Annotated in this window: 23 protein-coding genes; 20 read left to right on the top strand and 3 right to left on the bottom strand. The window is 62.5% G+C overall.

Going from position 1 to position 26,532, the window contains the following annotated elements; translation table 11 throughout:
- The first annotated feature begins 12 nt into the window (after positions 1-12).
- The 9 genes from IEX78_RS01390 (at position 13) to IEX78_RS01350 (ending at position 9,079) form a co-directional block, all read left to right on the top strand.
- Positions 13-825: an ABC transporter permease gene (locus IEX78_RS01390; protein WP_188826871.1), complete on the top strand. Its 813-nt coding sequence runs from the start codon at positions 13-15 to the stop codon at positions 823-825.
- A 17-nt stretch (positions 826-842) separates the two neighbouring features.
- On the top strand, positions 843-2,225 hold the full coding sequence (locus IEX78_RS01385; RefSeq protein WP_188826870.1) for a hypothetical protein: 1,383 nt from the start codon (positions 843-845) through the stop codon (positions 2,223-2,225).
- Positions 2,226-2,272: 47 nt separating this feature from the next.
- Positions 2,273-2,452, top strand: a complete 180-nt coding sequence (locus IEX78_RS01380) for a hypothetical protein (protein ID WP_188828324.1) — start codon at positions 2,273-2,275, stop codon at positions 2,450-2,452.
- A complete protein-coding gene (locus IEX78_RS01375; protein WP_188826869.1) occupies positions 2,449-2,940 on the top strand; it encodes a DM13 domain-containing protein in 492 nt (163 codons plus the stop codon). Before IEX78_RS01380 ends, IEX78_RS01375 begins: the two co-directional genes overlap by 4 nt.
- Positions 2,941-3,019: 79 nt before the next feature.
- Positions 3,020-4,456, top strand: a complete 1,437-nt coding sequence (gene argG / locus IEX78_RS01370) for an argininosuccinate synthase (protein ID WP_188826868.1) — start codon at positions 3,020-3,022, stop codon at positions 4,454-4,456.
- A 132-nt stretch (positions 4,457-4,588) separates the two neighbouring features.
- Positions 4,589-5,371, top strand: coding sequence for a trehalose 2-sulfotransferase (gene stf0 / locus IEX78_RS01365; RefSeq protein WP_188826867.1), 783 nt, complete (start codon positions 4,589-4,591; stop codon positions 5,369-5,371).
- Complete coding sequence (gene cysD / locus IEX78_RS01360; protein ID WP_188826866.1) at positions 5,368-6,294, top strand: sulfate adenylyltransferase subunit CysD; 927 nt, start codon at positions 5,368-5,370, stop codon at positions 6,292-6,294. The genes stf0 and cysD overlap by 4 nt, the downstream gene beginning before the upstream one ends.
- Complete coding sequence (gene cysC, locus IEX78_RS01355) at positions 6,294-8,162, top strand: adenylyl-sulfate kinase (RefSeq protein WP_188826865.1); 1,869 nt, start codon at positions 6,294-6,296, stop codon at positions 8,160-8,162. The genes cysD and cysC overlap by 1 nt, the downstream gene beginning before the upstream one ends.
- Positions 8,159-9,079 (top strand): formylglycine-generating enzyme family protein, encoded by a 921-nt coding sequence (locus IEX78_RS01350; RefSeq protein ID WP_444543783.1) that lies wholly within the window; start codon positions 8,159-8,161, stop codon positions 9,077-9,079. Before cysC ends, IEX78_RS01350 begins: the two co-directional genes overlap by 4 nt.
- An 82-nt stretch (positions 9,080-9,161) precedes the next feature.
- On the opposite strand, the gene argS is transcribed toward IEX78_RS01350, so the two are convergent.
- From argS to IEX78_RS01335, 3 genes are all read right to left on the bottom strand, one after another.
- Positions 9,162-10,931, bottom strand: a complete 1,770-nt coding sequence (gene argS, locus IEX78_RS01345; protein WP_229683633.1) for an arginine--tRNA ligase — start codon at positions 10,929-10,931, stop codon at positions 9,162-9,164.
- 124 nt (positions 10,932-11,055) lie between these two features.
- Positions 11,056-12,483: a sulfatase family protein gene (locus IEX78_RS01340; RefSeq protein ID WP_188826862.1), complete on the bottom strand. Its 1,428-nt coding sequence runs from the start codon at positions 12,481-12,483 to the stop codon at positions 11,056-11,058.
- A gap of 199 nt (positions 12,484-12,682) precedes the next feature.
- Positions 12,683-13,258 carry a ferredoxin gene (locus IEX78_RS01335; RefSeq protein ID WP_229683632.1) on the bottom strand — a complete coding sequence of 192 codons (576 nt, stop codon included), beginning with the start codon at positions 13,256-13,258 and terminating at the stop codon, positions 12,683-12,685.
- 95 nt (positions 13,259-13,353) lie between these two features.
- Between IEX78_RS01335 and IEX78_RS01330 the strand changes: the two genes are divergently transcribed.
- The 11 genes from IEX78_RS01330 to asnB all read left to right on the top strand — a co-directional run bounded on the left by IEX78_RS01330 (position 13,354) and on the right by asnB (position 26,487).
- Positions 13,354-14,088: a hypothetical protein gene (locus tag IEX78_RS01330; protein WP_229683631.1), complete on the top strand. Its 735-nt coding sequence runs from the start codon at positions 13,354-13,356 to the stop codon at positions 14,086-14,088.
- 1 nt (position 14,089) lies between these two features.
- Complete coding sequence (locus IEX78_RS01325) at positions 14,090-15,175, top strand: hypothetical protein (RefSeq protein WP_188826861.1); 1,086 nt, start codon at positions 14,090-14,092, stop codon at positions 15,173-15,175.
- Complete coding sequence (locus IEX78_RS01320) at positions 15,172-16,638, top strand: hypothetical protein (protein WP_188826860.1); 1,467 nt, start codon at positions 15,172-15,174, stop codon at positions 16,636-16,638. Before IEX78_RS01325 ends, IEX78_RS01320 begins: the two co-directional genes overlap by 4 nt.
- A 1-nt stretch (position 16,639) precedes the next feature.
- Entirely contained in the window at positions 16,640-17,950 is a 1,311-nt protein-coding gene (locus IEX78_RS01315; protein WP_229683630.1) for an AAA domain-containing protein, read from the top strand.
- A 144-nt stretch (positions 17,951-18,094) separates the two neighbouring features.
- Entirely contained in the window at positions 18,095-18,301 is a 207-nt protein-coding gene (locus IEX78_RS01310; protein ID WP_188826858.1) for a type II toxin-antitoxin system VapB family antitoxin, read from the top strand.
- Positions 18,298-18,726: a type II toxin-antitoxin system VapC family toxin gene (locus tag IEX78_RS01305; RefSeq protein ID WP_188826857.1), complete on the top strand. Its 429-nt coding sequence runs from the start codon at positions 18,298-18,300 to the stop codon at positions 18,724-18,726. Before IEX78_RS01310 ends, IEX78_RS01305 begins: the two co-directional genes overlap by 4 nt.
- A 298-nt stretch (positions 18,727-19,024) precedes the next feature.
- Positions 19,025-19,597, top strand: coding sequence for a Uma2 family endonuclease (locus IEX78_RS01300; RefSeq protein ID WP_229683629.1), 573 nt, complete (start codon positions 19,025-19,027; stop codon positions 19,595-19,597).
- 1,163 nt (positions 19,598-20,760) lie between these two features.
- A complete protein-coding gene (locus IEX78_RS01295; RefSeq protein WP_308426519.1) occupies positions 20,761-22,041 on the top strand; it encodes a M24 family metallopeptidase in 1,281 nt (426 codons plus the stop codon).
- Positions 22,028-23,092, top strand: coding sequence for a PLP-dependent cysteine synthase family protein (locus tag IEX78_RS01290; RefSeq protein WP_229683627.1), 1,065 nt, complete (start codon positions 22,028-22,030; stop codon positions 23,090-23,092). The genes IEX78_RS01295 and IEX78_RS01290 overlap by 14 nt, the downstream gene beginning before the upstream one ends.
- A gap of 36 nt (positions 23,093-23,128) precedes the next feature.
- Positions 23,129-24,595 (top strand): 4-hydroxyphenylacetate 3-hydroxylase family protein, encoded by a 1,467-nt coding sequence (locus tag IEX78_RS01285; RefSeq protein WP_188826856.1) that lies wholly within the window; start codon positions 23,129-23,131, stop codon positions 24,593-24,595.
- Between the two features lie 32 nt (positions 24,596-24,627).
- Positions 24,628-26,487: an asparagine synthase (glutamine-hydrolyzing) gene (asnB, locus tag IEX78_RS01280; protein ID WP_188826855.1), complete on the top strand. Its 1,860-nt coding sequence runs from the start codon at positions 24,628-24,630 to the stop codon at positions 26,485-26,487.
- The last annotated feature ends 45 nt before the right edge of the window (positions 26,488-26,532 follow it).

Here is a 26,532-nt window from a genome sequence, read left to right as displayed (position 1 = left end):
AAAGTTGCTTTGATGACGTCCACTCTCACCCCCGCACAGGTTGTACGCAAGCCTCGCGTGACCCGCGTTGGCCCGATGGCGGCGCTGAGCCACTCGCTGATGATGGCGTGGCGCGGGCTGCTCACGTTCCGACACAGCCCGCAGTTGCTCTATGACGCGCTGCTGTTGCCGATCGTTGGCCCTGTGCTGTTCGGCAGCATTTTCGGCACCGCGATCGCGGGCAGCATGGAGGCGTACCTGCCGACCATGATTCCGGGCGTACTTGTCCAGATCGTGCTTACGTCGTCGGTTGCCACGGGTGTTTCGCTGTCCGAAGACATCCATTCGGGGGTATTCGATCGCTTCGTCGCGATGCCGATCGCCCGCAGCGCGCCGGTTGCTGGCGCATTGCTCGCGGGAGCGGTTCGGTATGTGCTCGCCGCGACGACGGTCGTGATCGTCGGCCTGTGCATGGGCTACCACCCGCCGCACGTTGGCGGTTTCCTCGCCGGCGCGGTTCTCGTTGTTTTCGCGACGACCGCGATCAGTTGGCTGTTCGCCTTCATCGGCGCGACGGTCGCGAAACCCGCCGCGGTGCAAGGCATGTCGATGCTGGTGCTCACCTTCCTCGGCTTCGCATCGAACGCGCTTGTCCCTGAGGAAGCGATGCCGACCTGGATGCGGCACGTTTCCGACCTCAACCCCGTTTCCTACCTGGTCTCGGCCGTGCGCGAGCTGGCCAACCACGGCACGGTTGGCACCGACGCGGTCCTGTCGCTTGTCGCGTCGATCGTCGTTGTCGTGATCTTCGCGCCGCTCACCGTCCGCACGCTTCGTTCCCGTTAGTCGCTAGGAGTATCGCGATGACTGTCACCGCGCCCGCGCAGGTGTCGGCAACCGAGACCGGCCTCAACCGGATCACCGCCGACGACGACCTGTTCTTCAAACTGCACAGCCTGTACCCGAACGCACTGGTCAACCAGCTCGCCTACCGCTTCGAAACGCGACTTGATCGCGAGTTGCTTGAGCAGTGGCACGCGCATTTGGCGGTCAGCTCGGTCGCGCGTCGAGTGCGGACGACGCGGTTCCCGATCGCGCGTGCGCACTGGGAGCCCGCGACCTCGACGATGCCGCTTGTCTGGTCGGACGAGCCGGTCGCTGACGAAGACGCGCTCGACTGGTTTCTCGCGCGCGCCCAGGTCGAATTCGACCCGGAATCCGGCGAAGTGTGGCAGTTGGCTGGCGCGCCCCTGGCTTCCGGCGGCACGCTCGTCACGTTCGTCGCGTCGCATGTCGCGTGCGACGGCGGCGGGGCGATGGTCGCGCTCACCGACTCGCTCAACCGCCTCAACGCGGGGTTAGCGCCCGACCGCGACAGTTCGTCGGGTCGGCTCGTTGGTCCGGTCGCTGGTCGCGGTCGGCTCGCCGCTGATCTTGCCGATGCGCGACATCAGCTGCGCGCGGTCGCGCGTGGGGTGCGCGCGGCGCGCAAGGCCAAGGGCGTGAGCGAACCCGCGCGCAACCCGCGTCCCGTCGAGCCCAAGCTCGACCTGCCCGAGACGTACCGGGCCGCCGATGCGATCGTGCAGGTCGACTTGGCGGAGTGGAACGCCGTCGCGCACGCGGCGGGCGGCACGACCAACGGTCTGCTGATCGGGCTCGCCGTCGGCGTCTTCGGTCGCACGGGCCGTATCGGTGACAGCGCCAAGGTCCGCGTCGACATCCCGCATTCGATGCGCGAAGCCGACGACCGTCGCGCCAACGCGACCACCGGTTTGCCGATCAGCGTCGACTACCGCGCGGGCGAACGCGCCGATCTGCCGACGATCCGCGCCGCGCTCAAGGCCGCGGGCCTCGCCTACCGCAACCCCGAAACGATTCCGCCGATCCAGCATTTGCAGCCGGTGCAGATGTTGCTGCCGAAGTTCGTGCTGCATAAGTTCGCGCGCACGGCGAAAGCGCCCGAGTGCCTGTGCACGAACATGGGCAGCACCGCACAGCAGATCGCGACCATCGGCGGCCATCGCGCGACCGACATCGTGATGCGTCCCGTCGTGAACCCGGGCCCGATCGAGTTGTTCCGTGGCATCGAGGTTGGCGTGAACTTCGCGTTTTCCCACGACGAAACCACCGCGCGACTGGTCGTCACGGGCGCCGACCCCGACCGCTTCCCCACCCGCGAAGCCCTGCAAGACGTGATCGCCGCCGAATTCGCCGCATGGGGGTTGACACCTCGCTTCTGGTGAGCTTCTGGTGAGCTTTTGGTGGGCCCTGCCCGAGTACCCTCGACTGGGTGGGCATTATGGGCGAACTTTTCCCTGGTCAGAAGCTGGGTAGCGAAGCTGGCGGGGACAGCGACGGGCAGGATCACCCGCGCGTCGACTTGGATCTGAGCGCGGGCGTCATCCGGATTACCCCGGTCGCCGAGCAACCAGCTAGCGCGCCGGACGCGCCGGAGACTGACGAGACATGAAACGCCTGTGGCTCGTCGCCTTGGGCGCGATCGTCGTTGTTGGCCTGATCGTCGCGCTGTCGCTGTTCCAGCCGTGGCGACTGTTCACGACCACCCGCGTCGATGAAGCCCCGATCGCGGCGGCAACCAACTCGGCTGGCGCGCCGGTGCCACCGCTGGCGCATGGCACCTTGATCTCGCACGAGCACGAAACCTCGGGCACCGTCACCATCGCGTCGACCGTCGACGGCACCGTGTTGCGTCTCACTGACCTGCGCACCTCCGACGGTCCCGCATTGCACGTGTACCTCACTGACCAGCCGGTCACCCCCGACGACTGGCACAACGCCGACGACGGCACCTACCTCGATTTGGGGCCGCTGCAAGGCAACGAGGGCAATCAGAATTATTCGATTCCGCCCGGCACCGACCTGTCCCGGTTCACCGGAGTCAGCATTTGGTGCGCCCGTTTTCATGTGTCGTTCGGCGCGGCGACCCTGGTCAGCTAACACCGCGCGGCGGGTCGGTACGATCATCAACTGAGCAGCGGCATCCCGCTACCGGCAACCGACTCGGAAAGAGATTGATTTGAGCAAGGTTCTGACGTCCCTCCCGAAGGGCGAGCGTGTCGGTATCGCCTTCTCCGGCGGCCTCGATACCTCGGTGGCAGTCGCGTGGATGCGTGACAAGGGCGCCATTCCCTGCACTTACACCGCCGACATCGGCCAGTACGACGAGCCCGACATCTCCGGCGTCCCCGCCCGTGCCATCGCGTACGGCGCTGAGTTGGCGCGCGCGATCGATTGTCGCCGTGAGCTGGTCGAAGAGGGTCTTGCCGCGCTCGCGTGCGGCGCCTTCCACATCCGGTCGGGTGGCCGCACCTACTTCAACACCACGCCGCTTGGCCGCGCGGTCACCGGCACCATGCTGGTGCGCGCGATGCGCGAAGACGGCGTTGACATTTGGGGCGACGGGTCAACGTTCAAGGGCAACGACATCGAGCGGTTCTACCGTTACGGTCTGCTCGCCAACCCGGCGCTGCGCATCTACAAGCCGTGGCTTGACGCCGATTTCGTCACCGAGCTGGGTGGTCGCGCTGAGATGAGCGAGTGGCTCGTCGCGCACAACCTGCCCTACCGCGACTCCACCGAGAAGGCGTACTCCACCGACGCCAACATCTGGGGTGCCACGCACGAGGCGAAAACCCTTGAGCACCTTGATGTTTCGCTTGAGACTGTCGAGCCGATCATGGGCGTGAAGTTCTGGGACCCCGAGGTCGTCATCGACACCGAAGATGTCACCGTGACGTTTGAGGCCGGTCGCCCGGTCGCGATCAACGGCGTTCGTTTCGACGACCCGGTCGCGCTTGTCATGGAGGCCAACGCCATTGGCGGCCGCCACGGTCTCGGCATGTCGGATCAGATTGAGAACCGCATCATCGAAGCCAAGTCGCGCGGCATCTACGAAGCGCCGGGCATGGCGCTGCTGTGGATCACCTACGAGCGGCTGCTCAACGCGATTCACAACGAAGACACCGTCGCGGCCTACCACACCGAGGGTCGCCGCCTTGGCCGCCTGATGTACGAGGGCCGTTGGTTCGACCCGCAGTCGTTCATGCTGCGTGAGTCCATTCAGCGCTGGGTTGCTTCGCTGGTCACCGGCGAGGTCACCGTGCGCCTGCGTCGCGGCGACGACTACACCATCCTCGCCACCGACGGCCCCGCGTTCTCCTACCACCCCGACAAGCTGTCGATGGAACGCACTGAGAACGCCGCGTTCGGTCCGACCGACCGCATCGGTCAGCTGACCATGCGCAACCTCGACATCGCCGACAGCCGCACCAAGCTTGAGCAGTACGCCGCGCAGACCGAGATCCTGCTCGGCCGCTCGGCGCTGTTCGGCGACCCGGAACTCGACACCCTGTCCGAGGAGTCGGGTGGCGATCAGATCGCGATCAACTCCGGCGTGGACGCCGGTGAGGGTGCCGCGCTCGACGAGGCCGCGATGGACTCCGGTACCGACTAGTCTTTTCACTTCCGAGACTGCCCACGGCGTGCCGCGCCGTGGGCAGTTTTGTGTGGGTAACTTCTCGGTGAATTAGCGTCACACCGATTTCAAAACGCTGATAGCTCAGCCACATTGGGCACACTACGGTGCATGTCAGCCGCTTATCTTGTCTGCGCTTCTCAGCGCAGCGGCAGTACGCTCCTTGTCGAATCGCTCGCCGCAACCGGGGTCGCGGGCAAGCCCGAAGAGTTCTTCCAATACTTCGCGTCGTCGTCGTTATCGCCGCAGCCGCGCGAATGGTTCGCCGGTGTCAGCGACCCGTCGTTGCTCGATTTGCTCGACCCAACCGACCCCGGCACAGTCGATACCCGAACCACCGACGAGTGGCGTGCCGACCTGCTCCGCAAGGGCGCAACGCCCAACGGCGTGTGGGGCGGGAAGCTGATGTGGAATCAGACGCCGCTGCTCCTCGCGCGGACACGCTCGGCGACCGGGTCGGTCCGCACGGCGATTCGGTCGCTGTTCGACGGTGCTGACCCGCTTTATGTCCACGTCCACCGGCCCGACCTCGTCGGCCAGGCGGTGTCGATGTGGGTTGCCGTGCAAACGCGGGTGTGGCGCGGCGACGCGGGCGAGGCGTACCACCGCGCGCGGTATCGCGCCGACGGCATCGCGCATCTCGCGGGGGTCCTGCGTGCGCAAGATCAGGCGTGGCGCGACTGGTTCGCCGCCGAAAACATCACGCCGCTGGAAGTCGACTTCCCGACGCTCACCAAAGAGCCAACCAAAGCCACCGCGCGCGTGCTGGAAGCGCTCGGTCAAGACCCTGACCTGGCTCCCCCGCCGCCGCTGCATCGTCAATCCGACGGTCGCTCGGCTGAGTGGGCCGCGCGCTATCGCGTTGACGCCGCCGAGAACGGATACCCGTTATGACCAGTAGTGATCGCGTTGACGAACTGCGCGTACTCGAAGCCGAAGCCGTCCACATCATTCGCGAGGTCGTCGCCGAGTTGGAGCGACCCGTGCTGTTGTTCTCGGGCGGCAAGGATTCGATTGTCCTGCTTCACTTGGCGGAGAAGGCTTTTCGGCCGTCGCCGCTGCCATTCCCGATCCTGCACGTCGACACCGGACACAACTTCGACGAGGTAATCGCCTTCCGCGACGCCCGTGTCGCGCCGAGCGCGCAGAACCCGGACGGGATCACGCTGGTTGTCGCGTCGGTGCAGGAGGCGATTGACGACGGTCGCGTCGTGGAGTCGACCGAAAAATCGGGCTCCCGCAACCGATTACAAACGCGAACGTTGTTGGACGCGCTGGAAGCGGGCGGTTTCGACGCCGCGTTCGGCGGCGCGCGGCGCGACGAGGAGCGGGCGCGGGCGAAGGAACGCGTGTTCAGCTTCCGCGATGAGTTCGGGCAGTGGGATCCGCGTGCGCAGCGGCCGGAGCCGTGGTCGCTGTATAACGGGCGGATTCGACGTGGCGAGTCGGTTCGTGTTTTCCCGCTGTCGAATTGGACCGAGCTCGATATCTGGCGGTATATCCAGGTGGAAAAGCTGGCGTTGCCGTCGATTTACTTCGCCGCCGAGCGGGAGGTGTTCGAGCGCGACGGGCTGTTGCTCGCGGTCTCGGAGTTCACGAAACCCCGTGCGGGCGAAGAGGTTCGAACGCTGTCGGTGCGGTATCGCACTGTTGGCGACCTCACCGTCACCGGCGCGGTTGAGTCGACCGCGACCGACATCGATGCCGTGATCACCGAAATCGAAGCGGCGACCGTCAGCGAGCGGGGTGCCACGCGCGCCGACGACCGCACGTCGGCCGCCGCGATGGAAGACCGCAAACGCGAGGGATATTTCTGATGAGCAGACAACTTCTTCGCCTCGCCACCGCGGGCAGCGTCGATGACGGTAAATCCACGCTGATCGGGCGGCTGCTGCACGACACCGGCAGCCTGCCCGCCGATCACCTTGACGCCGTGACCAGCGGTGATGGCGACATCGACCTCGCCGCGCTGTCGGATGGGTTGCGCGCTGAGCGCGAGCAGGGCATCACCATCGACGTGGCGTATCGGTTCTTCTCGACGCCTACGCGCAGCTACATTCTCGCCGACACGCCAGGGCATGAGCGGTACACGCGCAACATGTTCACCGGGGCGTCGACCGCGCACGTCGCGGTGTTGCTTGTTGACGCGCGCGCCGGGGTGGTGCGGCAGACGCGTCGGCACGCGCGCATCGCGTCGCTGCTTGGTATCCCGCACATCATCGCGGCGGTGAACAAGATCGACCTGATCGACTACAACGCGTACCAGATCGCCGCTGTCGCACGGCAATTGACCGAACTCGGTGCGCAGATCGGGGTGTCGGATCTGCTGGCGATTCCGGTCGCCGCTAGGCGCGGCGACAATGTGGTGACGCGATCGGTGCATACCCCGTTCTATTCGGGCCCAACGCTGCTTGAGTACCTGGAAGATGTTGAGCTGCACGCACCTTCGCCAGTGCAGTCGCATTTGCGGTTGCCGGTGCAGTGGGTGTCGCGGCCGACCGGGCAGCATCGCCGTCGCTACACCGGCCGCCTCGCCGCTGGCACGCTTGCCGTTGGCGATGACGTGCGCGTATTCCCTTCTGGCGCGCGGACAACCGTGCTTTCGCTCGACACGCTCGACGATGATCGGAGCGTTGCGGTCGCGCCGCTTTCGGTGTCGGTGGAGTTCGCTGATGAGATCGACGTCGGCCGTGGTGATGTGATTGTCAGCGGCGCGGCCGATGCCCACTTGCCCGTTCCCGCACGGGAATTGGAGGCGACGGTGTGTTGGTTGTCGTCGCAACCGTTGCGGGCGGGCGATCGGATCGCGGTGAAGCATTCGACGTCGACGGTGCGGGCAACCGTGCAGTCGCTTGATCGACGGCTCGACCCCGAGTCGCTGATTGAGCAGGTGAGCCCAAGTGAGTTGGGGCTCAATGACATTGGCACGGTCACGCTGCGGACGTCATCCATCGTGGTCGCCGATCCCTACGCGGACAACCGCGACGGTGGGGCGTTCATCCTCATCGATGAGGCATCGAACGACACGGTGGGTGCGGGCACGATCCGTGTTGCCCGAGAAGTGGTGCCGGGCAAGGCGACTCGCAACGACATCAAGTGGCATCCGAGTTCGCTTGGTCGCGCTGAACGGTGGGGCAAGACGGGTCAGCGTGGGGCGACGGTGTGGCTTACGGGCCTGCCCGCGTCGGGGAAGTCGACGGTGGCGGTGGCGCTGGAACGCGCGCTTGTCTCACGCAAGCACGTGGCGTACCTGATCGACGGCGACAACATCCGCCACGGCATCTCCGACGATCTTGGCTTCTCCCCCGGTGACCGCGCCGAGAACATCCGCCGCGTTGGCCACCTGACCCGCTTGTTCGCCGATGCGGGCGTGATCGCGATTGCGTCCATGGTGTCGCCACTGCGCTCGGACCGCACCATCGCGCGCGAGCTGAACCAGGCCGCTGACCTACCCTTTGTCGAGGTGCATGTGAGCACCCCGGTGGAGGAATGCGAACGCCGCGACCCGAAGGGTCTGTACGCACGGGCCCGCCGAGGTGAGCTGCGTGGCTTGACGGGCATCGACGCCCCTTACGAAGACCCGCTGACCCCGGACCTGTCGTTCGATACAACGGGCGCGGAGGTGGAGGAATTGGCGGCCCGCATCATCGCCCTACTGATTGAGCGCGGGATAATTCTGGAGTGAGCTGTTGCACGCCCAGTCGTGGTTGGCCTCGTCGAGACGATGACGGGGTCGATCTGGGCCGCCTGCCCACGCCCCGTTTTCCGACGGGGCGAGTCCGGCACTCTATTGGTCAGGCGGCCCTCTCAGGCGGCGACTTCTTGATGGGCGACGCGCACGACGAGGGGTATCGCGCTGACGGGGAGTTGCCGGTGCATCGAGTTCGGCTGTCGCCCTTCGTGATTGACGTGACGACGGTGACCGTCGCGGACTTCGCCGTCTTTGTTGATGCGACGGGGTATCGCACGGACGCGGAGGAATTCGGGGCGTCGGCGGTGTTTCAGGCGAATGCCGGGGCACCGGGCACGCCCGTTCCGGGAACGCCCTGGTGGTTGACGGTGTCGGGGGCGAACTGGCGAAACCCCGGCGGGCCTGGAACGCACGCCGACTCCCTGCACCCCGTGGTCCACGTCTCGCACCGCGACGCCCTCGCCTATTGCGCGTGGGCTGGTCGCGCATTGCCGACGGAAGCGCAGTGGGAGTTCGCGGCGCGCGGGGGTTTGCCATCGGCTCGTTTCCCGTGGGGCGACGCAGCCCCAACGGCAAGTGACTGCAACATCTTCCAGGGCGATTTCCCTTCGTCCCCGACCGCCCCGGTCGGCACGATGCCCGCAAAGTCGTTGCAGCCCAACCCTTTCGGCCTGTACCACACGGTAGGCAATGTCTGGGAATGGTGTGCCGACCGCTTCAGCGCCCGCTACTACCGCGCCTCCCCCGAACTCGACCCACAGGGCCCGGAACGGGGCGCATCCCGCGTCCTACGCGGCGGCTCCCACCTGTGCCACGACAGCTATTGCTACCGCTACCGAGTAGCCGCCCGCTCCCACAACACCCCGGAGTCAACGGCAAGCAACATCGGTTTTCGCACGGTTGCCCGCTAGCGTGACGCGCCTGCGGAAGGTGCGCTGGCCCGTGCTGCCTTGCAATTACCCGCCATCGTCCGATCCAGTGGTCGAGAGCAGGCTAAATGCGTTCGGGCGCGGCGATTCCCAGCAACTCCAACCCCTTCGCGAGCGTGTTACCAGTCTGTTGGCAGAGCGCGATACGGTTGCCGCGCACCTGCGGATCGTCCGCCTTCAACACCGGACAAGCCTCGTAGAAGGTGGTGAAAGTCTGCGCAAGTGCGAACAGATATCCCGCTAAACGGTGCGGCTCAAGCGTATCGGCGACATCAGTGACCGCTTTGCCGAACTCGTCCAGCAGTAGCGTGAGGGCGCGCTCGGCAGCCTCGGGTTCGTGGTCGGTGACGACCGTGGGCGTGGACTCCTCGGCTGGGACGTTACGCAGGATGGATTGGATCCGCGCATGCGCGTACTGCAGGTAGACGCCGGTGTTTCCGGTGAAACTCACCATCCGGTCGACATCGAACACGTAGTCTTTGATTCGGGATCCGGATAGGTCCGCGTACTTGACCGAACCAATTCCCGCACCTTCGGCAACCTGATCTAGGGTCGCCGCATCAAGGTCTCCCGCCTTTTCGGTGACGATGTCACGGGCACGGCCTACGGCGGAATCGAGCAATTCGCTCAGCGGAATCGTCGATCCAGAACGCGTTTTGAACGGTCGGCCATCGGCACCAAGCACAGTGCCGAACGGCACGTGGATCGCTTGGACATCCTCGGTCAGCCAGCCCGCGCGGCGAGCGGTCGCGAAGACCATCTCGAAGTGTTGCGCCTGCCGGGCGTCGACGACATAGAGGATCTTAGTCGCGTTCAGCTTGTCGACGCGATAGCGGATCGTCGCCAAATCTGTTGCGGCGTAACCGTATCCGGCGTCACTCTTGCGCACGATCAGAGGCACGGGCTTGTCGTCGGGGCCAGTGAACTCATCGAAGAAGACACACAGCGCCCCATCGCTTTCGACCGCGATACCCGCGCGGACCAGCTCATCGGTGACTTCGCCAAGGTATTGGTTGTAGGTCGACTCGCCTGCGGCATCGTCGGGTGTGAGGAGGACACCGAGTCGGTCGTACAGCGCCTGAAACGAGACCTGCGATTCGGTGACGAGGTCGCGCCATACTCGCAGCGTGTCGGCGTCACCGGACTGTAACGCGACGACCCGAGATCTCGCGCGGTCAGCAAAGCTCGCCTCTGCTTCGAACTTCGCTCGTGCGGCGCGGTAGAGACGATCGAGAGCTTCGATGGGAGCATCCGCACCGCCAGCCAGGTCGTCGTGATGCCATTTTGCCTCAGGGTGCTCGTCCAGGTACTGAATGAGCATCCCAAACTGCGTCCCCCAGTCGCCGTAATGGATCTGCCGCGTCACCTGCGCACCGAGAAATCCGAGAACCCGTGCGAGTGCGTCGCCGATAATCGTGGTACGTAAGTGCCCGACATGCATTTGCTTGGCGATGTTGGGCGACGAATAGTCAATGATGATTCTCTCGCCCTCAAGCGGGGTACCGATGCCAAGCTCGGGCATTTCGGCACGGTTTGCGAGCTGAGCCCACACCGCCGGTCCGGTGACCGAGATATTGATGAATCCGGGACCGGATAATTCGGTCGCCGCAATTGATTCGGCAGCCAGATGCCGCATGATCGCCTCGCCGACCGCGCGAGGCGGCTGCCCGATCTTATTCGCTAGTGATAGTGCGACGTTCGCTTGGAAATCGGCACGATCGGATCGTCGGACCAGCGGATCTGCTCCCGACACATCGGTCGGCAACGCGGCGGACATAGCTTGCGCTACCGCGTCAGCGACCGTGATTGCCAAGGGCCGCACAGATTCCCGCACTGGCCTGATCCTCTCGTCGAATCTAGTGCCCATGAATTGGGCGCACGATCAGTCCAGCGTACGCAGCTGAGCAAGCGGGTTTTACTGGGCGACCGCTGCACCTGCTGGCCAGCCCGCTGACTGCTTAGCCGGCTGCTTGGTCCGCACTCGCCGTCGCGCCCGGCGGCACCAATTCGCGCCGCTCACCCTGCGGGCGGCGGGACGGTAGTTCCTCCGCGTCCCTCTTCGCCGCCGCCTTCGCGAAGAACGCCGCCATAAAACGCTGCGCGATCGCCGAACCCGTTTTGTCGTCCGGGACCACGTCGCGGGTCTCCGCCCGCCACTGCGCCAACAGCCCCGACAGGCGGCGCGTCGTCCACTGGTACGCCGGTTCGTCGACCACGTTGTGACGCTCATACGGGTCGACGGTCAGGTCGTACAGTTCGCGGCGCGGGCGCGGCGCGGCGAGGGCGTGCGGGTCCAAAGCTTGGGCCGACAAGCTGTCCGCGATGTCGAGCGGAAGCACCAAAGCGTCACGCGGGGCGAGGTTTTCGATGTAGGCGAACTCTTTGGTTCGCACGGCGCGGATCGGATCGAACGCGTCGTGGTAGGTCTTCTGCGTGAACAGCTCGCTGCGCACCGGCTCGCCCGTCGGGGCTAGCAGTTCGGCAGCGTGCGAATCACCGTCGATGTCATCGGGGATCGCGACCCCGAGCAGGTCAAGGATCGTTGGCGTGAGGTCGACGCCGGAAAACAGGTCGTCATACACGCGCGGCGCGAGCCGACGTCCCCGCGGCGGCCGCACGATCAGCGCGACCCCGGTCCCCTCGGCATACAACGTCGACTTCGCACGCGGAAACGCCAGCCCGTGGTCGGTGACGAAAACAATCCAGGTGGTCTCGTCGAGGCCCAGTTCGGCGACAGTGTCGAGCAACCGGCCGACCGCCGCGTCGGCCTTGGTGATGCTGCCATGCAGTCCAGCCAGGTCAGCGCGCACCTCCGGCGCGTCAGGCAGGAAGCCAGGCACGCCGATCGCCTCCGGGTCAGCGGGTTCATATTCGTCAACCGGATACGGCCGGTGCGTTTCGAAGAACCCCGCGGTGAGGAAGAACGGCTGACGAGAGTCGTTGTCGCGCAACCACTCCTGTGACCGCGCGACCACGTAATCGCACAGCGAATCCGAGACATCAACGGTGTCAAAGCCCAACCGCGACGGGTCAGCGCTCTCATGCTGCATCCCGAACAGCGCCGTGTCGTACCCACTCGCGCCGAGCAGCGCGGGCAGCGTGCGGACGTGGTCGTAGTACTCGAACCCGTGATGCGCGAGCCCGACGAGCCCGTTCCGATGCGGGTGCAACCCGGTGAACAGCGAACTGCGCGCGGGCGAGCAAAGCGGCGCGGTGGCGTGGGCGTCAGTGAAGCGAATCCCCTCGGCAGCGAGCCGGTCGAGATGCGGACTTTCCACCCCTTGAGCCCCGTAGCAGGTGAGATGGCGTCCGAGGTCGTGCCAGTGCACAAGAATCACATTCTCGCGAACCGCCCGGTTCTGCCCGCTGTCCCCATTGACGCTCATCTCCCGATAATGCCCAGTTCACGCCCATAGTGGACCGATTGCGATCATGCTGAATCCAAATCGACGCGCGCTAGCGCATGGCTTTTCCAGCAACGTCCGCGAGGGGGCTGGCGAGCGTGGACACGCAGCTAGGCCCACGCGAGTAGCAGGCGAACCGTGCCGCTCCGACCACTCGCCCCCTGAGGCTGCGCCCGCTCGCTCAAACGATGGTCGGCAACAGCTCACCGGGGTCCGCAGCGCGCCCGTTGTCGACCCAAAAAGCGTACTCACGCAGCGCAGCTTCCAGCCCGCCGCTCAAATAGCCGCCGTATGCGCGCAGACCGAAGGCCGCGTCCCGCTCCTGGTCGCGAGGGAGCACCGACCACGCGGCATACTGCTCCTCGATCCACTCCGCGACTCGCGACCTGTCTGCCCACCATTCCCGAATCAGCGACACAGTCCAATGGCTGTCACCGTCGCACGCGTAGCACTGGTACGGATCGTTGACCGCTGCGGCGAGCACTCGCCGCGTCTCGATGGGGTTGCGCGGCTGACGAAACACGACCTCGCTCCCTCGATCGTTCTCGTAAACAATGTGATCGGGCGCGACGAGGCGTCCGACCCAGCAGGAATCGGTGAACGCGCCGTAAAACGGGCCGGGCACGTTGCGCCAGTCTCGGTTAGCCCACTCACCGCGCAGATACGTTGCGGGCTCCGCAAGCACTGTCCGCTCGGACCCGATGAGCGGCGTCCCGGCCGACTCTTCCCAAACAAACCGCGTCGGATCCCAATACACCAAGAGAACGTATCGGCAGCGGCGCGAACGCGCATGTTGTCAGACCCCCTTGCTACCTTTCGGCGCACAAGTGTCGACGAGTTTTGCGAGGGCGGATGACCCAGGCTATGGGCGAGGTACCACAGGTCCTTAGTGATCGGGTCGCGGAATTGCAGGGTGCGTTGCGGCGTGCGGTCACCGCGGGAGATCACTCCGCCGCGCGTGAGCTGCGTGCCGAACTGCGGGCAGTCGATCGGGGCGCGCACAACACCGTTGCCCGCAAGCCACGAACGCCCAATCCCGCGCGCAATCACATCGCCAACGCACTCACCCTGCTCGGCCATCCCGCCACCCCGAAGCTAATCACCCAGGTGCACAACACCTTTCAGAAGACACCGCTCAACCCCGCCCGACTCCACAACCTCCGCCGCGACGAAGAACGCGCCTTCCGCGCCGCCCCACAAGCACGTCCCTACTTTCTCTGCGCCGCCCTCACCGTCGACTCCCTCACTGCCGCTCGCGGTTTGCTCGCCTTGAGCACGTGGCCACTCGAACAACGACTAGTCGGCCCGCTCACCCCCCGCGTACACTTGCTGAGCATGGTCACGCGCCTAGCCGACAAAGTCAGCGCGCATCCGTCCCCGGAAGCCCGACGTTTGCTCTGGCAACTCGCGAAGACCGTGCCCGACGTAACAGGAACCCCCGACACGCTCGATCTCCAAGCATGCAAAACCGCCGCGCAACGAGAACTCGCGGTACACAGGGAAGCGGATGCGCGTCATCGGGAACAAGCGCGTCGGGCGGCCGAGCAACTCGACGCCGCCGCACAGTTGTTCGGCTACAGGAGGTGAGATGAACGCGCTGACGGATCGACTCAACCAATTGCGCGGTGCCGCACCGGCAATGCGCCATAACGCGCGCACCATCGCCGCGCTCACAGCTAACCCTGGCTGCGCACGCCGTGCCCTACTCGACGCCGCCGCTGTCGACAAAGCCGCCATCGCCCGCGAATTGGGGTACCCGCCGCAGTTCGGTCAGTCGAGTTTCGCGATCACGCGCGGCAATTCCTTCGAAGCGATGGTGAAAGCGAACGGGTGCGCGGAACTGCTTGCGCTGCTTCGCGATACGCTCAACCTCACCATTCCCGAAGTGGCGTATTACGACCTGAATTCCGACGAAGACCTCATCGACAACGCCGCCCGGCACGAACGCACGCGCCAACTCCTCGCCCAAGCGCTCGACACCGGCGTCGGCACGTTGTTCGACCACCCGCTGCTGCGCCTCGATATCGCTGGCGCGGACGCCTACCTCGAACCCGACGTTGTCGCCTTGCAAATCGACGGCATGTTCCACGTCGTTGAGATCAAGTCGTTCCCGGTGGTCGACGGTCAAGCCGACCCCGCGCAAGTCGCCGCCGCCGCGCGTCAGTCGGCGGTGTATGTGGTGGCGCTGCGTCGTATCCTCGAAGACATCGGTGCCGACCCGGAAAAGCTGGTGTCGCACAACGTGATTCTCGTGTGCACGCGCGATTTCACGAACCGTCCTGTCGCCACGATGGTCGACCTGCGCAAGCAAATCGCGGTCATCTCGCGACAGCTGTCGCGCCTCACCGCCATCTCCCGCCTCGTCGACCTCGTGCCCGCTAAAGCCACGTTCGAACCGGGCCCGCAGCTTGAGCACGTCATCGCCGATATCCCTGCTCGCTTTGCGCCAGAATGCCTTTCGGCATGCGAACTCGGCTTCGCGTGTCGCGCGGAAGCACGCGCGTGCGGTTCGGTCGACGCGCTGGGTCGCGGTGTCTGCGACGAACTTGGCGGCCTCACCGACATGGCCACCGTCGAAGCGCTCGCGCGCGGCACCCAACAGCCAACCGAGGACCAGGCTGACATCGCCGAAATCCTGCGCACCGCACAGCGATTGCGAGCTGAACTCGGATGAGCGTCTTGTCCGCGCTCGCGAAAGTCGAAGCCGCCCGCACCGGCCGCGCGCAACCGAAAGCCACTGTGCGGCACTGTCATATCGCCGAGCGCCCGCTCGTTGTCATCCCGTTGAAACTGGCAGGCGAAGCTGCCGCGCCGCTGGCGCTACTCGCGGGCACCAGCCCCGACGACGCGCGGCTGCTGATCGTCCCGCAGCCCCGCGACCGCGTGCTTCGCCTGCGTTTCGCTGAGCAATTCGCCTCGGTCCTGCTACCGATGATCGCCCGGTTCACCGACGACACCGAGCCAGTGATTGTCGACAAGAAGACCAACGAGACCGTCGACCGATGCGTTGACGCCCCCCAAATCTGGGTGCCGAACCCGGCGGGCGTGAGTTTCCTTCGCCTGCTTGGCCGTTCGCTGCGGTTCCGTCGCACCGAAGGCGACGACGCCGTCGCGGAAGCGATTCCCGCCCTTGGCCGTTGGCTTACCTGGTTCTGCGATCGCGCCGAACACCCTGGCTCCACCGCGCTTTCGCCGCTCACCACGCACCTGTCAACGCACTGGACCACCGGCCAATCCGCGCTGGAAGACGCCAACCTCAGCGCGCTCCTCGGCTGGATCGCCCCGCCGAACGGACTGTCCGGCCCCGAAGCCGCTGAGCGCGCCGAAGACCCAACCATCTGCCCGCCGGCTGGTCCCGCCACGGACCCTGGTTTCGACAATGTCGTGCTCGCGCCGCTGATCAGCGCGTACAACACGGCACCGGATGAGGTGGCGCGCGGTCGTGCCGTTCAGCGTCTTGAGCAGGCGTTGCGCACGCAAGTCGAACCGACGTGGGCGCTGATGTGGCAGGGCATCGCGTTGCTGCGCGCGCTGCCCGAAGGGTCGTCTGTGCCGAATCGGTGGGCCGAGGATGTGCGCTCGTTTTCGTTCTATGCCGAAACGCTGGCGGAAGGAACGCCGCAGCCACGTCGCGATTCGGCCGTCTCGGCGGTGCGGCGACTGCTGGGGCGCGAGCAGGCGCTCGAAAAGCTCACTGCCGCAATGGCTTACGACGACCCGTACGTCATGATGGAAAACCGCCTCGCCGGCACGGCCTGTCTCGCCGACGTTGTCGATACCGAGCCAACGCGAACCACGTTGAGCGACAAGGGAAAACGTATCCTGCGCCCGCTGCTGCGTGTCGCGACCACTGACCCGTTCACGCCGGTTGTCGGCGAAGTCCTGCACAACACGGCGATCAAGGGCCAGAAGGCAACGGTGCTCGAACTCGAAGACGACATCATCGTCGTCGAGCTCAGCGGCGGAATGGGCCGCAGCACAACAACTCCCGCCGAGGGCACGGTGAATGTCGAAGGCGACCGCATCGTGCTCGCGCGCTTCGGCCCCGACGGCAACTTCCGCCCCGCCGGGCTGCCCGCAACCGAGGAAACCCCGTGGACGCATGGCGGACCGCCCGAATTCGATGAGGAGCCCTGAGTTGTCGACCGCAGGCCACGCCGCCGACACCACCGTCGCGGCCATTCTCACCGACCTCGCCGACACCACTCACAAGGCGATCGTCGTCGACTCGCCGCCGGGTGCTGGCAAGTCGACCTTAGTCGTGAAAGCGGCACGTCAGCTCGCCGCCGACGGCACCCAGCGCATGATCGTCGCGCAAACCAACGAGCAGGTCGACGACCTCATCGCCCGCCTCGCCGCCGCCGAACCCGAGCTGCGCATCGGTCGACTGTCCGCGCAGGGATATCGCCGCGCTGAACGCATCGACCTGCCGACCGTGCGTGATGCGGCGAAAGTCGGCGACCTCGAAGACTGCACGGTCCTCATCGGCACGGCGGCCAAGTGGGCAACGCTCACCGAGGGCACGTGGGAGCACGCGATTGTCGACGAGGCGTACCAGATGCGCTCAGACATGTTGTTGCGCATCGCCCGTCGCTTCGACCGTGGGTTGTTCGTCGGCGACCCCGGTCAGCTCGACCCGTTCGCGACCGTCGAAACCGACCGCTGGGCGGGCTTGGACTGGGACCCCACGATGAGCGCGGTGTCGGTGATGCTCGCCAACAACCGCGACCGCCACATCCCGCTGCATCGTCTGCCGGTGTCATGGCGGCTGCCCGCGAGCGCGGCTCCCGTTGTCTCGCGGGCGTTTTACCCGTTCACGCCGTTCGACGCGGGCACAGCACCGGGCACCCGCCAGCTCGATTTCTTCACGCGCGGTTCGGGTTCGTCGGTCGATCAGTGCCTTGATGAGGCGGCCGAATCTGGTTGGGGCTTTTACGAATTGGCAGCGCGCAATACGTTGCGCACCGATCGTGAGGCGGTCGCGGCAGTCGCGGCGCTCACGGTTCGGGTGTTGGAGCGGGGTGCGAAGGCGACGTCGGAACAGGGCGTGCAGTCGGTCACCGCCGAACGTTTGGCGGTGGGCACCGCGCACCGCGACCAGGCGGAGGCCATCCGCCACGCGTTGCGCGGCACGGTCGCCGAGACCGTCACCGTCGACACCGCTAACCGCCTCCAGGGCCGCGAATACGACGTCACGGTGGTTTTGCACCCGCTGTCGGGCCGTCGGGATGCGAGCTCGTTCCACCTTGAGGCGGGCCGGCTGTGCGTGTTGACCTCGCGCCACCGCCACTCCTGCATCCTGGTTGGCCGGGCGGGCATCCCGGAACTTTTGGACGCGCACCCGTCGTCGGAACCGGTCCAACTGGGCGTCCCGGTGAAATTCCCGGATGGGTGGGAGGCGAACCAGGCGGTGCTGAGCCACCTCGCGGCTCACACGGTCCGGGCATAGATATGTAAAGTTTTCGCCGATTTTCGTCGGATCACTCGCTCACCACGGCTTCTGTGACCAGACGGCACGAGCATCCATCCGCAAGCACCACTATTACGAATCACTGATATTATGAATATTGGTGACGCGAAATATGGAGGCGGCATGGCGACAACAGTAGACATTCCCGACGAGGTACTAGCCGAGGCCCTGCGACTTACTGGCCTGACTACGAAGAAGGCCGTGATCAACCTGGCGATGTCAGAGCTTGTTCAGGGTTACCGCCAGCGTGAGGCGCTGACCAGGCTCAAGCGGATGGACCACAACCCATTCATGACGGACGAGGAACTCGCAGGCGAGGAGCGCAAGTGACCACCGTGCGCCCGCGCTACCTCGTCGATCACTCGACTATGTCGCATTACCGGACCAGCGCTCAGGTCGAGCAAACAATCGACGCGCTCGCGATCACCGGAGCATTGTGCGCTTCAGCTGTGACGATGGACGAGGCCCGATTCAGCGCGCGCAACGCCCAAGACCTTGCCTACATCACTGAGCTATACGGATCAGTGATGCACTGGTTGCCGTTCGATGATGTTGCCGAGGCTAACGTCAGGCGCATCCGCACCGCGCTTTGGAAGATCGGAGCTGGACGCGGCGCCCAAACCACTGATGTCCACATCGCCGCAGTCGCGCTGACCCACGACGCGACAGTGGTTCACAACGACACTGACTTTCAAACAATCTCGCGGGCGATTCCGGATTTCAAACAGCAACGGGTAAAGCCGGAACACTCTTAATCATCGCAGCGGCGCAAAGCCTTGTCCGGCGTCAACAAGCACCCGGTTCGCCGTACTTCACCACCGAAAGCACCGCTTCGCCCTCGCCGAAAGGCGCTCCCGCAGATGGTTGTGAGGCGAACCAGGCGGTGCTGAGCCACCTCGCGGCCCACACGGTCCGAGCATAGATATGTAAAGTTTTCGCCGATTTCTTTACACGTCCCGGGGCACATGCAAAGTTTCTTTACATGTCCTTCGAGGGGCACGATCGGGTCTAAACTTGGCGATAAATGCGGCCTGACCAGGGAAGGGACGTCTAGTGACCCCAGTTCCCCGGTGGATGCGCCCGCCGCGCGCCAGTGGCTGGGAGGCCGACGACCTTGACCTGCTCCCGCCCGAGGCTCCACGCCATATCGAACTTCTCAACGGGGCCTTGATCTTCGATGCAGCCCCGCGGCGGAGTTGGCATGATCGCGTCATTCGCCGCCTCGCGGCGGCGCTGGAACTCGTTGTCGAGCCGGGTAGCACCGTCGAGGCGCAGATGACGATCAAACTAAATAACCGCAGCCGCCCCGAGCCGGACGTGATCGTCGCTCAAGTCCCCTACGCCCCCGAACGGACCCGTTTCCTCCCAGCCGAGGTCGACCTCGTTGTCGAAGTGGTGTCGGCCGAGTCCGAACACCGCGACCGGCGCTACAAACCGCGCCTGTACGCCGAGGCCGGTTTGCGTCACCTGTGGCGCATCGAAGACGAGGACGGCCAGCCGGTGGTGCACACCTACGAATTGGACGACACCACCGACTCGTACGAGGCAACCGGCGTCTACCGGGACCGATTGACAGTAACGGTCCCGATCGCGCTAGATCTCTCGTTGAGCACACTTACTCGCTGACGAAAGGGGCCTGAGCAGTGGCAATCGTTGAGGTACCAGACCAACTGCTGCGCGATGCTCTGCGACTAACCGGGCTGCCGAACGCCGCTGCCATAGTCAGTCCAGTTTCGAGGTCATTGCTCACCTGGTCTCAGCATTGGTGTGGGACGCGTATCGGAATCTGTTGCCCTGCAGGAGGATTACGAAGGTCGGCACGACGATTCGCTCCCACACGGTGTTGATCGCCTCCGGCAGACCTTGAGCCCGTCGCGGACCGCGTTACACACATCGGCTACGCTCCGCCGCGTTGTTCGGCGTCAGCCGGCTCAGGATCGGCGACCCGTGCAGCCCAGGACGCTTCAGAGCGCAATGTTGCCATCGGCGGCGCTTTGACGCCGCGCTGGGCGATCGACGTGAGGGCCTCAGAGTTGGTTGTGGGGGTACTCAGACAGCCAAGGAGGAGGCGGCCGACTCACGAAGTCTCGCGTGCTCAATAGCGCACCGCCGTAATACTCGAAAGCTGAATACTCGAAAGCTGATTGTTCGCCGACAAGAGAATTCCACGGCTTTTCGGGCTCGCTGCGCTCTTGCAGACGTAGCTAGCGTGGGCAAATCTCAACGAATGGCCGGTTAACTGCGCAAGTGCGCAATAGATCTAAATGTGTATCCAAAGCGCGTATACACTGCATGCCTACGGTCGTGTAAACGGTCCTGTGCAGCCGGTGTATACAGCAGCGTATACAGTTCATCGCAACGAAAGATATACGCAGCCCACAGTGATTTGAATCACACACTCGCCGCGCAGACGGTTTTTGTGAATAAGCTGAGCCAGGAAGGCTGCAGCCTCAAATACCTGGCGCAAGGAGCTTTAACTGCTACGCATTTCGGGGACTCAGAGACTGTCTAACTAACGTCAGGGAGAAATTGTGCGCGCAGCGGATGCTCGCAGAATATTCCGTCGAACATGAATGCAATGACCGGTTCTGTATGAAACTAGTCAGAACTTCACCTGGTGACTAATTGAGGAAATTTTCCCTGCCGCCCTTGCGCTGTATTCGCACGACTGGGACGTTGCCGCCTCGAGTCAGCAAGCAACAAACTGGTGTGGTCAAAGCCCGGCTCAGTCGCTGTACTGCCAGTACCCCGGTCGGTATTCAGATGCTCAGCATAGAAGTGTGGGGACGATGGTCCCCCTAATGTCAGATAGGGATACCTGCGTGGACTTAGCGATTCCGCCGCATAGCAAAAAAGACAGTAATGCGGGCTCACAACCAAGAAAATTCAACTCGGATAGACTACTGAAGCTAATGGACGAAAATGATGTTGGCGCGCTGGTGGCCACCAGTGTCGAGAACGTCTTCTATCTGACGGGCATTCATAGCGTAGCGTTAGACATGTTCCCGCATTCCGGAAACTGTTACGCAGTTGTCAGTCGCGATAATATTCTCCATCCGTATTTTATCTGCTCACGGTGCGAAGTTGATCAGTTTCTGGATGCTGATGTCCAGCTATCGGGGGCAATGGCATACGGGGAATTCGCCCGCGTTTTTGATGACCCAAGTCTTACTGACCAGGAGTTTCGCCTCAAGGAAGTTTCTGGCGACGACAATTTCACAAACGAGCCGGTCGAAGCGCTCGCCACGATCTTGCGCGATATTGGGGCTCAACATTCGCGGATCGCAATTGACAGAGGCGGGTTCCGCCAACATCAAATATCCAGTCTCGCAGAGCACCTGCCGAGAGCCGGCATTATCGAAGGCGCGGAGCTACTTCGTGCCACTCGGAAGGTCAAAACCCCTTCCGAAGTCGACGCGATCTCCTGCTCTGCGTGGGTAGCTCAAATGGGAATCAAGGCAGCGATTTCTATTGCGCGCCCAGGCGTTACGGAGCGTGACCTGGTTCGGGAGTTTGAGATTGAGGTCGCAAAGCACGGGGGGCGTCCACGATTCACGTTGATTAAGATTGGGCGAGCCGCTGTGGCTGGCCAGACCAAGCCCACCAGCATACCCCTCAAGCGAGGCGATTCGATCTGGTTCGATGTCGGCGGGGTCGTAAACGGCTACTGGTACGACATCGCGAGGGTATTTACCATCGGTGATCCTCCGGGCAAGACGCTTGCATACTACAACGCGATGCTCGCTGGCGAGCAGCGAGCGATAGAGGAGGCCCGACCTGGAATGTCCGGGAGGGAGCTCTTCGAACTGACCGTTGAGGCCGTGAGGGACGCTGGCGTTCCCCACTACACCCGACACCACGTAGGCCATGGCATCGGAGTTGAGGTATACGACAAAGTTCTAATTAGACCAGACTCTAATGAACTCATAGAAGAAGGAACCGTCGTAAATATCGAGACACCCTATTATGAATTCGGCATGGGTGCGGTGCACGTGGAAGACCCGTTTGTGGTAGGCAGGACTGAAAATCGCCTTCTTACGACACTAGACAGAACCATTGGAATTATCTAAAATGATCCATAACACAGTTCTGGACCTGATCGGAAATACGCCAATTGTGCGACTCAGGAATCTCGCAGTCGACAATGGATCAGAAATTCTAGTTAAGCTGGAAGCTACCAATCCAGGTCGCAGCATCAAGGATCGTTCGGCGCTGTATATGGTTGAGCAAGCCGAGCGAGAGGGCAGGCTTTTGCCTGCCGGGACGATCATTGAATCTACCTCTGGAAATCTCGGAAAGGCGCTCGCCTTGATTGGAGCAGTCCGCGGGTACCGAGTGATACTAGTCGTTGATCCGAAGGTGCCAGCGTCGGTGCTTCAGTTTGTCAAAGCACTCGGCGCGGAAATCGAGATGGTGACAGCGCCAGACTCCTCAGGCGGGTTTCAAGGCCCGCGAATTGAGCGTGTAAAGTCGATGTGCGGTGAGAACCAAGACTTCTTTTGGCCTGACCAGTACAACAATCCCAACAACCCAATCGCGCACGCGATCTCCACTGCAGCAGAAATAAAGCGTGGCGCAGGGAAGATCGATGCTTTGGTGTCTACGGTTAGTACCGGTGGCCACATCAGTGGAATATCTCGGGCCCTTAAGGACGCGTGTCCATCTCTGACGACAGTCGCAGTTGATGCGTTCGGCTCTTCGACATTCGGTCATGCATTTAGCACCTACCGTATGCGGGGTCTAGGGCTAGCCTGGAAGCCAGAAAACCTCGACTATTCTGTAATCGACTGCGTACATTTGGTTACTGATATCGAGGGCATTGCAACAAGCCGCCTTCTTGCTCGGCATGAGGGAATTTTCGTTGGGGAGTCGGCGGGCGCGGCTGTATTCGGCGCGCTGCACTATGCCCATTCACATCCGGGCCAGCGAATCGTTGTTGTGGCCGCAGACGATGGCGTTAACTACTTAAGCGAGTCCTTCGACGAAAGTTGGTTACGAGCCCACGAGCTAGCCGCTGTTTTAGACCTTCCAGAGTATCGAGACTTTAAGTCTCTAGTCGCGGCGGCACTGAAACCTACGTGCGAGCCAGCCGAAATCGGCGATATTTTGTCAGTGCGATAATCCCATCTATATGCACGACTAACCAGGGGAATTTGAGTGTCAATCAGGGCAGGTAAACAGTATCTTGAAGGTCTGAAAGATGGGCGCACAGTGCGGTTGGGCGGCCAAACCGTTGATGATGTCACAGAGCACCCTTCGCTTGCCGCTCCTGTTCGAACGATCGCAGGACTATACGACCTCCAGCACGAACCGGGCTTGCAAGCGATACTCACGAGGGAAGTCTCAGGTGAGATAATCCCGTGGTCGCTTCAGTCGCCATTGACGAGGGGCGATCTAAAAAATCGCGGATCCGCCTTCAAGGTCGCCTCAGACGAGACGTTCGGGATGATGGGCAGGTCACCCGACTTCGTAAACGTGCTTATCACAGCATTCGACTCCGCAGCTGACTATTTTGGCGATCTGGACGCCCGCTTTGGGAACAACATTAGAGAATATTACCGATGGTGTGTTCAGAATGACAAATTCATCGTACATGCGTCGATCAATCCTCAAACAGACCGATCGAAAGGTTCGGCCGGCCAGAGCGATCCCACCTTACATATGAAGGTCGTCGACCGTGACGTAAATGGAATTGTTGTTCATGGTGCCAAGATGATCGGGACGTTGGTGCCGATAGCAGACGAGTTGCTGGTCTTTCCTATGCCAGGATACCGACCGGGCGACGAAGACTACGCCGTCGCATTTGCGATACCAGTGAACACAGACGGCGTCACGATCGTCTGCAGGGAACCGTTCGGGTCGGGTTCGCCCCGAAACCCCTTTGATCATCCGTTAGCGCGCTATGACGAAATGGATGCGACAGTAGTATTCGACAATGTTCGTGTACCTTGGAACCGAGTATTTCTCGACGGCGATGTCGCGAAAGCCAATCGACTCTACCCCGAGACAACTGGCATGATCCACACCGGTCACCAAGGTATTATCCGGGGTCTGTCCAAGTTGGAACTTCTGTGCGGGATCGCAGTAGAACTGGCTGAATCGGCTAATACGTCAACGTTTCTTCACGTGCAGGAAATGCTCGGCGAGGCTCTTTCCCTAATTGAAATATATAAGGGTGCCGTTCTGCATGCGGAATACTCTGCGTCATTGTCCAGCTGGGGCACGATGACTCCCCCAATTCAAACAATAAGAGCTATCCGATATCATTTCCCGCGGGCATGTTCACGCATAATCGAGATTATTCAGATACTTGGTGGGGGCAGCCTACTCTCTACCCCTTCCTACGCCGACCTTACCGCAGAGGACGGACCCGAGTTGAGCCGATACTTCAGCGGTTCCGCGGACTTCGGTGGAGATGAGCGGATCCATTTGCTCAAGCTAGCTTGGGATGTTTCGGGTGATGGATCGGGCCAACGCCAGTCATTGTACGAACGAAACCTCGCCGGAGACCCCGTCAGGCTTGCAGCAGCGCAGTACCTCAACTACGACGCCACGTCAGTCAAGTCTGCCGTAAAGCGCGCGATGGAAACCTCTGCGCGCGATATGGCGATATTCGAACTCTAACTGGCGAAACGCAATTTGAAGGGAACGTGAAAATGTGCGGAATCACGGGATGGGTCTCTTTCTCTGACGACCTAGGGACTTTGGGGAACGAAATTTCGGCAATGACCAATACACTCGACTGTCGAGGGCCAGATGGCAGCGGTACCTATGTTGACAAACATGTCGTATTAGGCCACAGCCGATTGGCCATAATTGACCTAGACGGCGGTGCTCAGCCGATGTCTGCAGAGGTGACTGGAGGGCGAGTCACACTGGTCTACTCAGGCGAGGTCTATAACTTCCAGGAACTCCGTGCCGAACTTGCGCTGCTGGGCCACAAGTTTGTCAGCAGATCTGATACAGAGGTCGTCTTGCGCGGTTACATTGAGTGGGGTGCGAAAGTCGCCGACCGCCTTAACGGCATGTACGGCTTTGCCATTTGGGATTCACGTGATTCGAAGCTCTTGATGATTCGTGACCGAGCAGGTGTGAAGCCATTTTATTACTATCCCACCTCTGACGGTGTCGTGTTCGGGTCGGAGCCGAAAGCGATCTTCGCGAATCCGCGCGCGAGCCGCAAGCTCACTGTTGATAGCTTTCGGGAATTGTTCTCATACATCAAAAGCCCAGGCCACGCGATCTGGGATGGCATGCTTGAGGTAGAGCCAGGCACTATCGTCACAGTCGATGTCTCGGGTATCAGGACGGCCCGATACTGGTCGCTCGAAACTACCGAGCACCAGGACGACCTAAAAACAACGGTGGCGACCGTGCGCGAGCTGCTGCACGACATTATCGTTCGGCAACAAGTCTCTGATGTTCCGACGTGCACGTTGTTGTCAGGCGGTTTGGACTCATCGACGATTACCTCGATTGCGGCGTTTCACCTTGCGAGTGCAGGAGAGAAGGTCCGCAGCTTCTCCGTGGACTTCGTAGGCCTCACGGAGAACTTCGTGGCAGACGAGCTTCGCGGTACACCTGACACTCCGTTTGCACATGACGTAGTGCGCAAATGGGGTACAGAGCACCAGGACATCGTACTGAGCTCGGCAGCCATGACCGCGCCTTCAGTCCGTCATGCCGCGATTGCTGCACGGGACTTCCCATCGTTGCTCGGCGACCTTGACCTCTCCCTGTATCTGTTCTTCCAAGAGCTGAGAAAGCACGCGACCGTCACGCTCACTGGCGAGTCTGCAGATGAGCTATTCGGAGGCTACCGACAGTTCTTCGATCCAGCAGCGCGCCAGGGAACGACCTTCCCGTGGCTTTCAAACGGCCACCAGTTCTTCGGAAGAGGAAATGCGGACCTGAGAAATCAGAGCCTTCTTGCTCGCTCATTCGAGCAGTCCTTGGACCTTCCAAGCTACATACAGGACAGCTACAGTGATGCTGTCCGCAGAATCGACCGGTTGCCAGCGGAGAGCGACTTCGAATGGCAGATGCGGAAGATCAACTACTTGCATCTGACTCGGTTCGTCCGGATATGGCTTGATCGCAAGGACCGGATCTCAATGGCGCATGGGCTTGAGGTTCGGGTTCCATTCTCAGACCATAGGCTGGTGGAGTACGTCTACAACACTCCATGGGCCATGAAGACGTTCGACGGCAAGGAGAAGTCGCTACTTCGCGCGGCTGCGTCTGACATCCTCCCGCAATCCGTGATCGAGAGAACGAAGGTCCCGTATCCATCGACACAAGACCCTCGGTACGCTCAGGCTCTTCGAACGCAGTGCCAAGAGCTACTTCTAAACCCGAATCACCAGGTATTCGACGTGGTAGATGCAGATCTGCTGCGGGTCTCTGCCAAATCCGACGACGTGCAGATTGACCAGGCGTCGCGTCGGGAACTGGAACGAGTCCTTGACCTTGCGGTCTGGTTCGACACACACAAACCTACGCTGAGCTTCGGCTAAGACCGGTCACGAAGCGGGGGAAATCCGCCCGCGTTTCATCTATCT

The organism is Nocardia camponoti, assembly GCF_014646135.1.
In the GTDB taxonomy this organism is placed as follows: Bacteria; Actinomycetota; Actinomycetes; order Mycobacteriales; family Mycobacteriaceae; genus Nocardia; species Nocardia camponoti.
The sequence above is the reverse complement of the archived record's forward strand: the minus strand, read 5'-3'. Positions and strand labels throughout refer to the sequence as shown.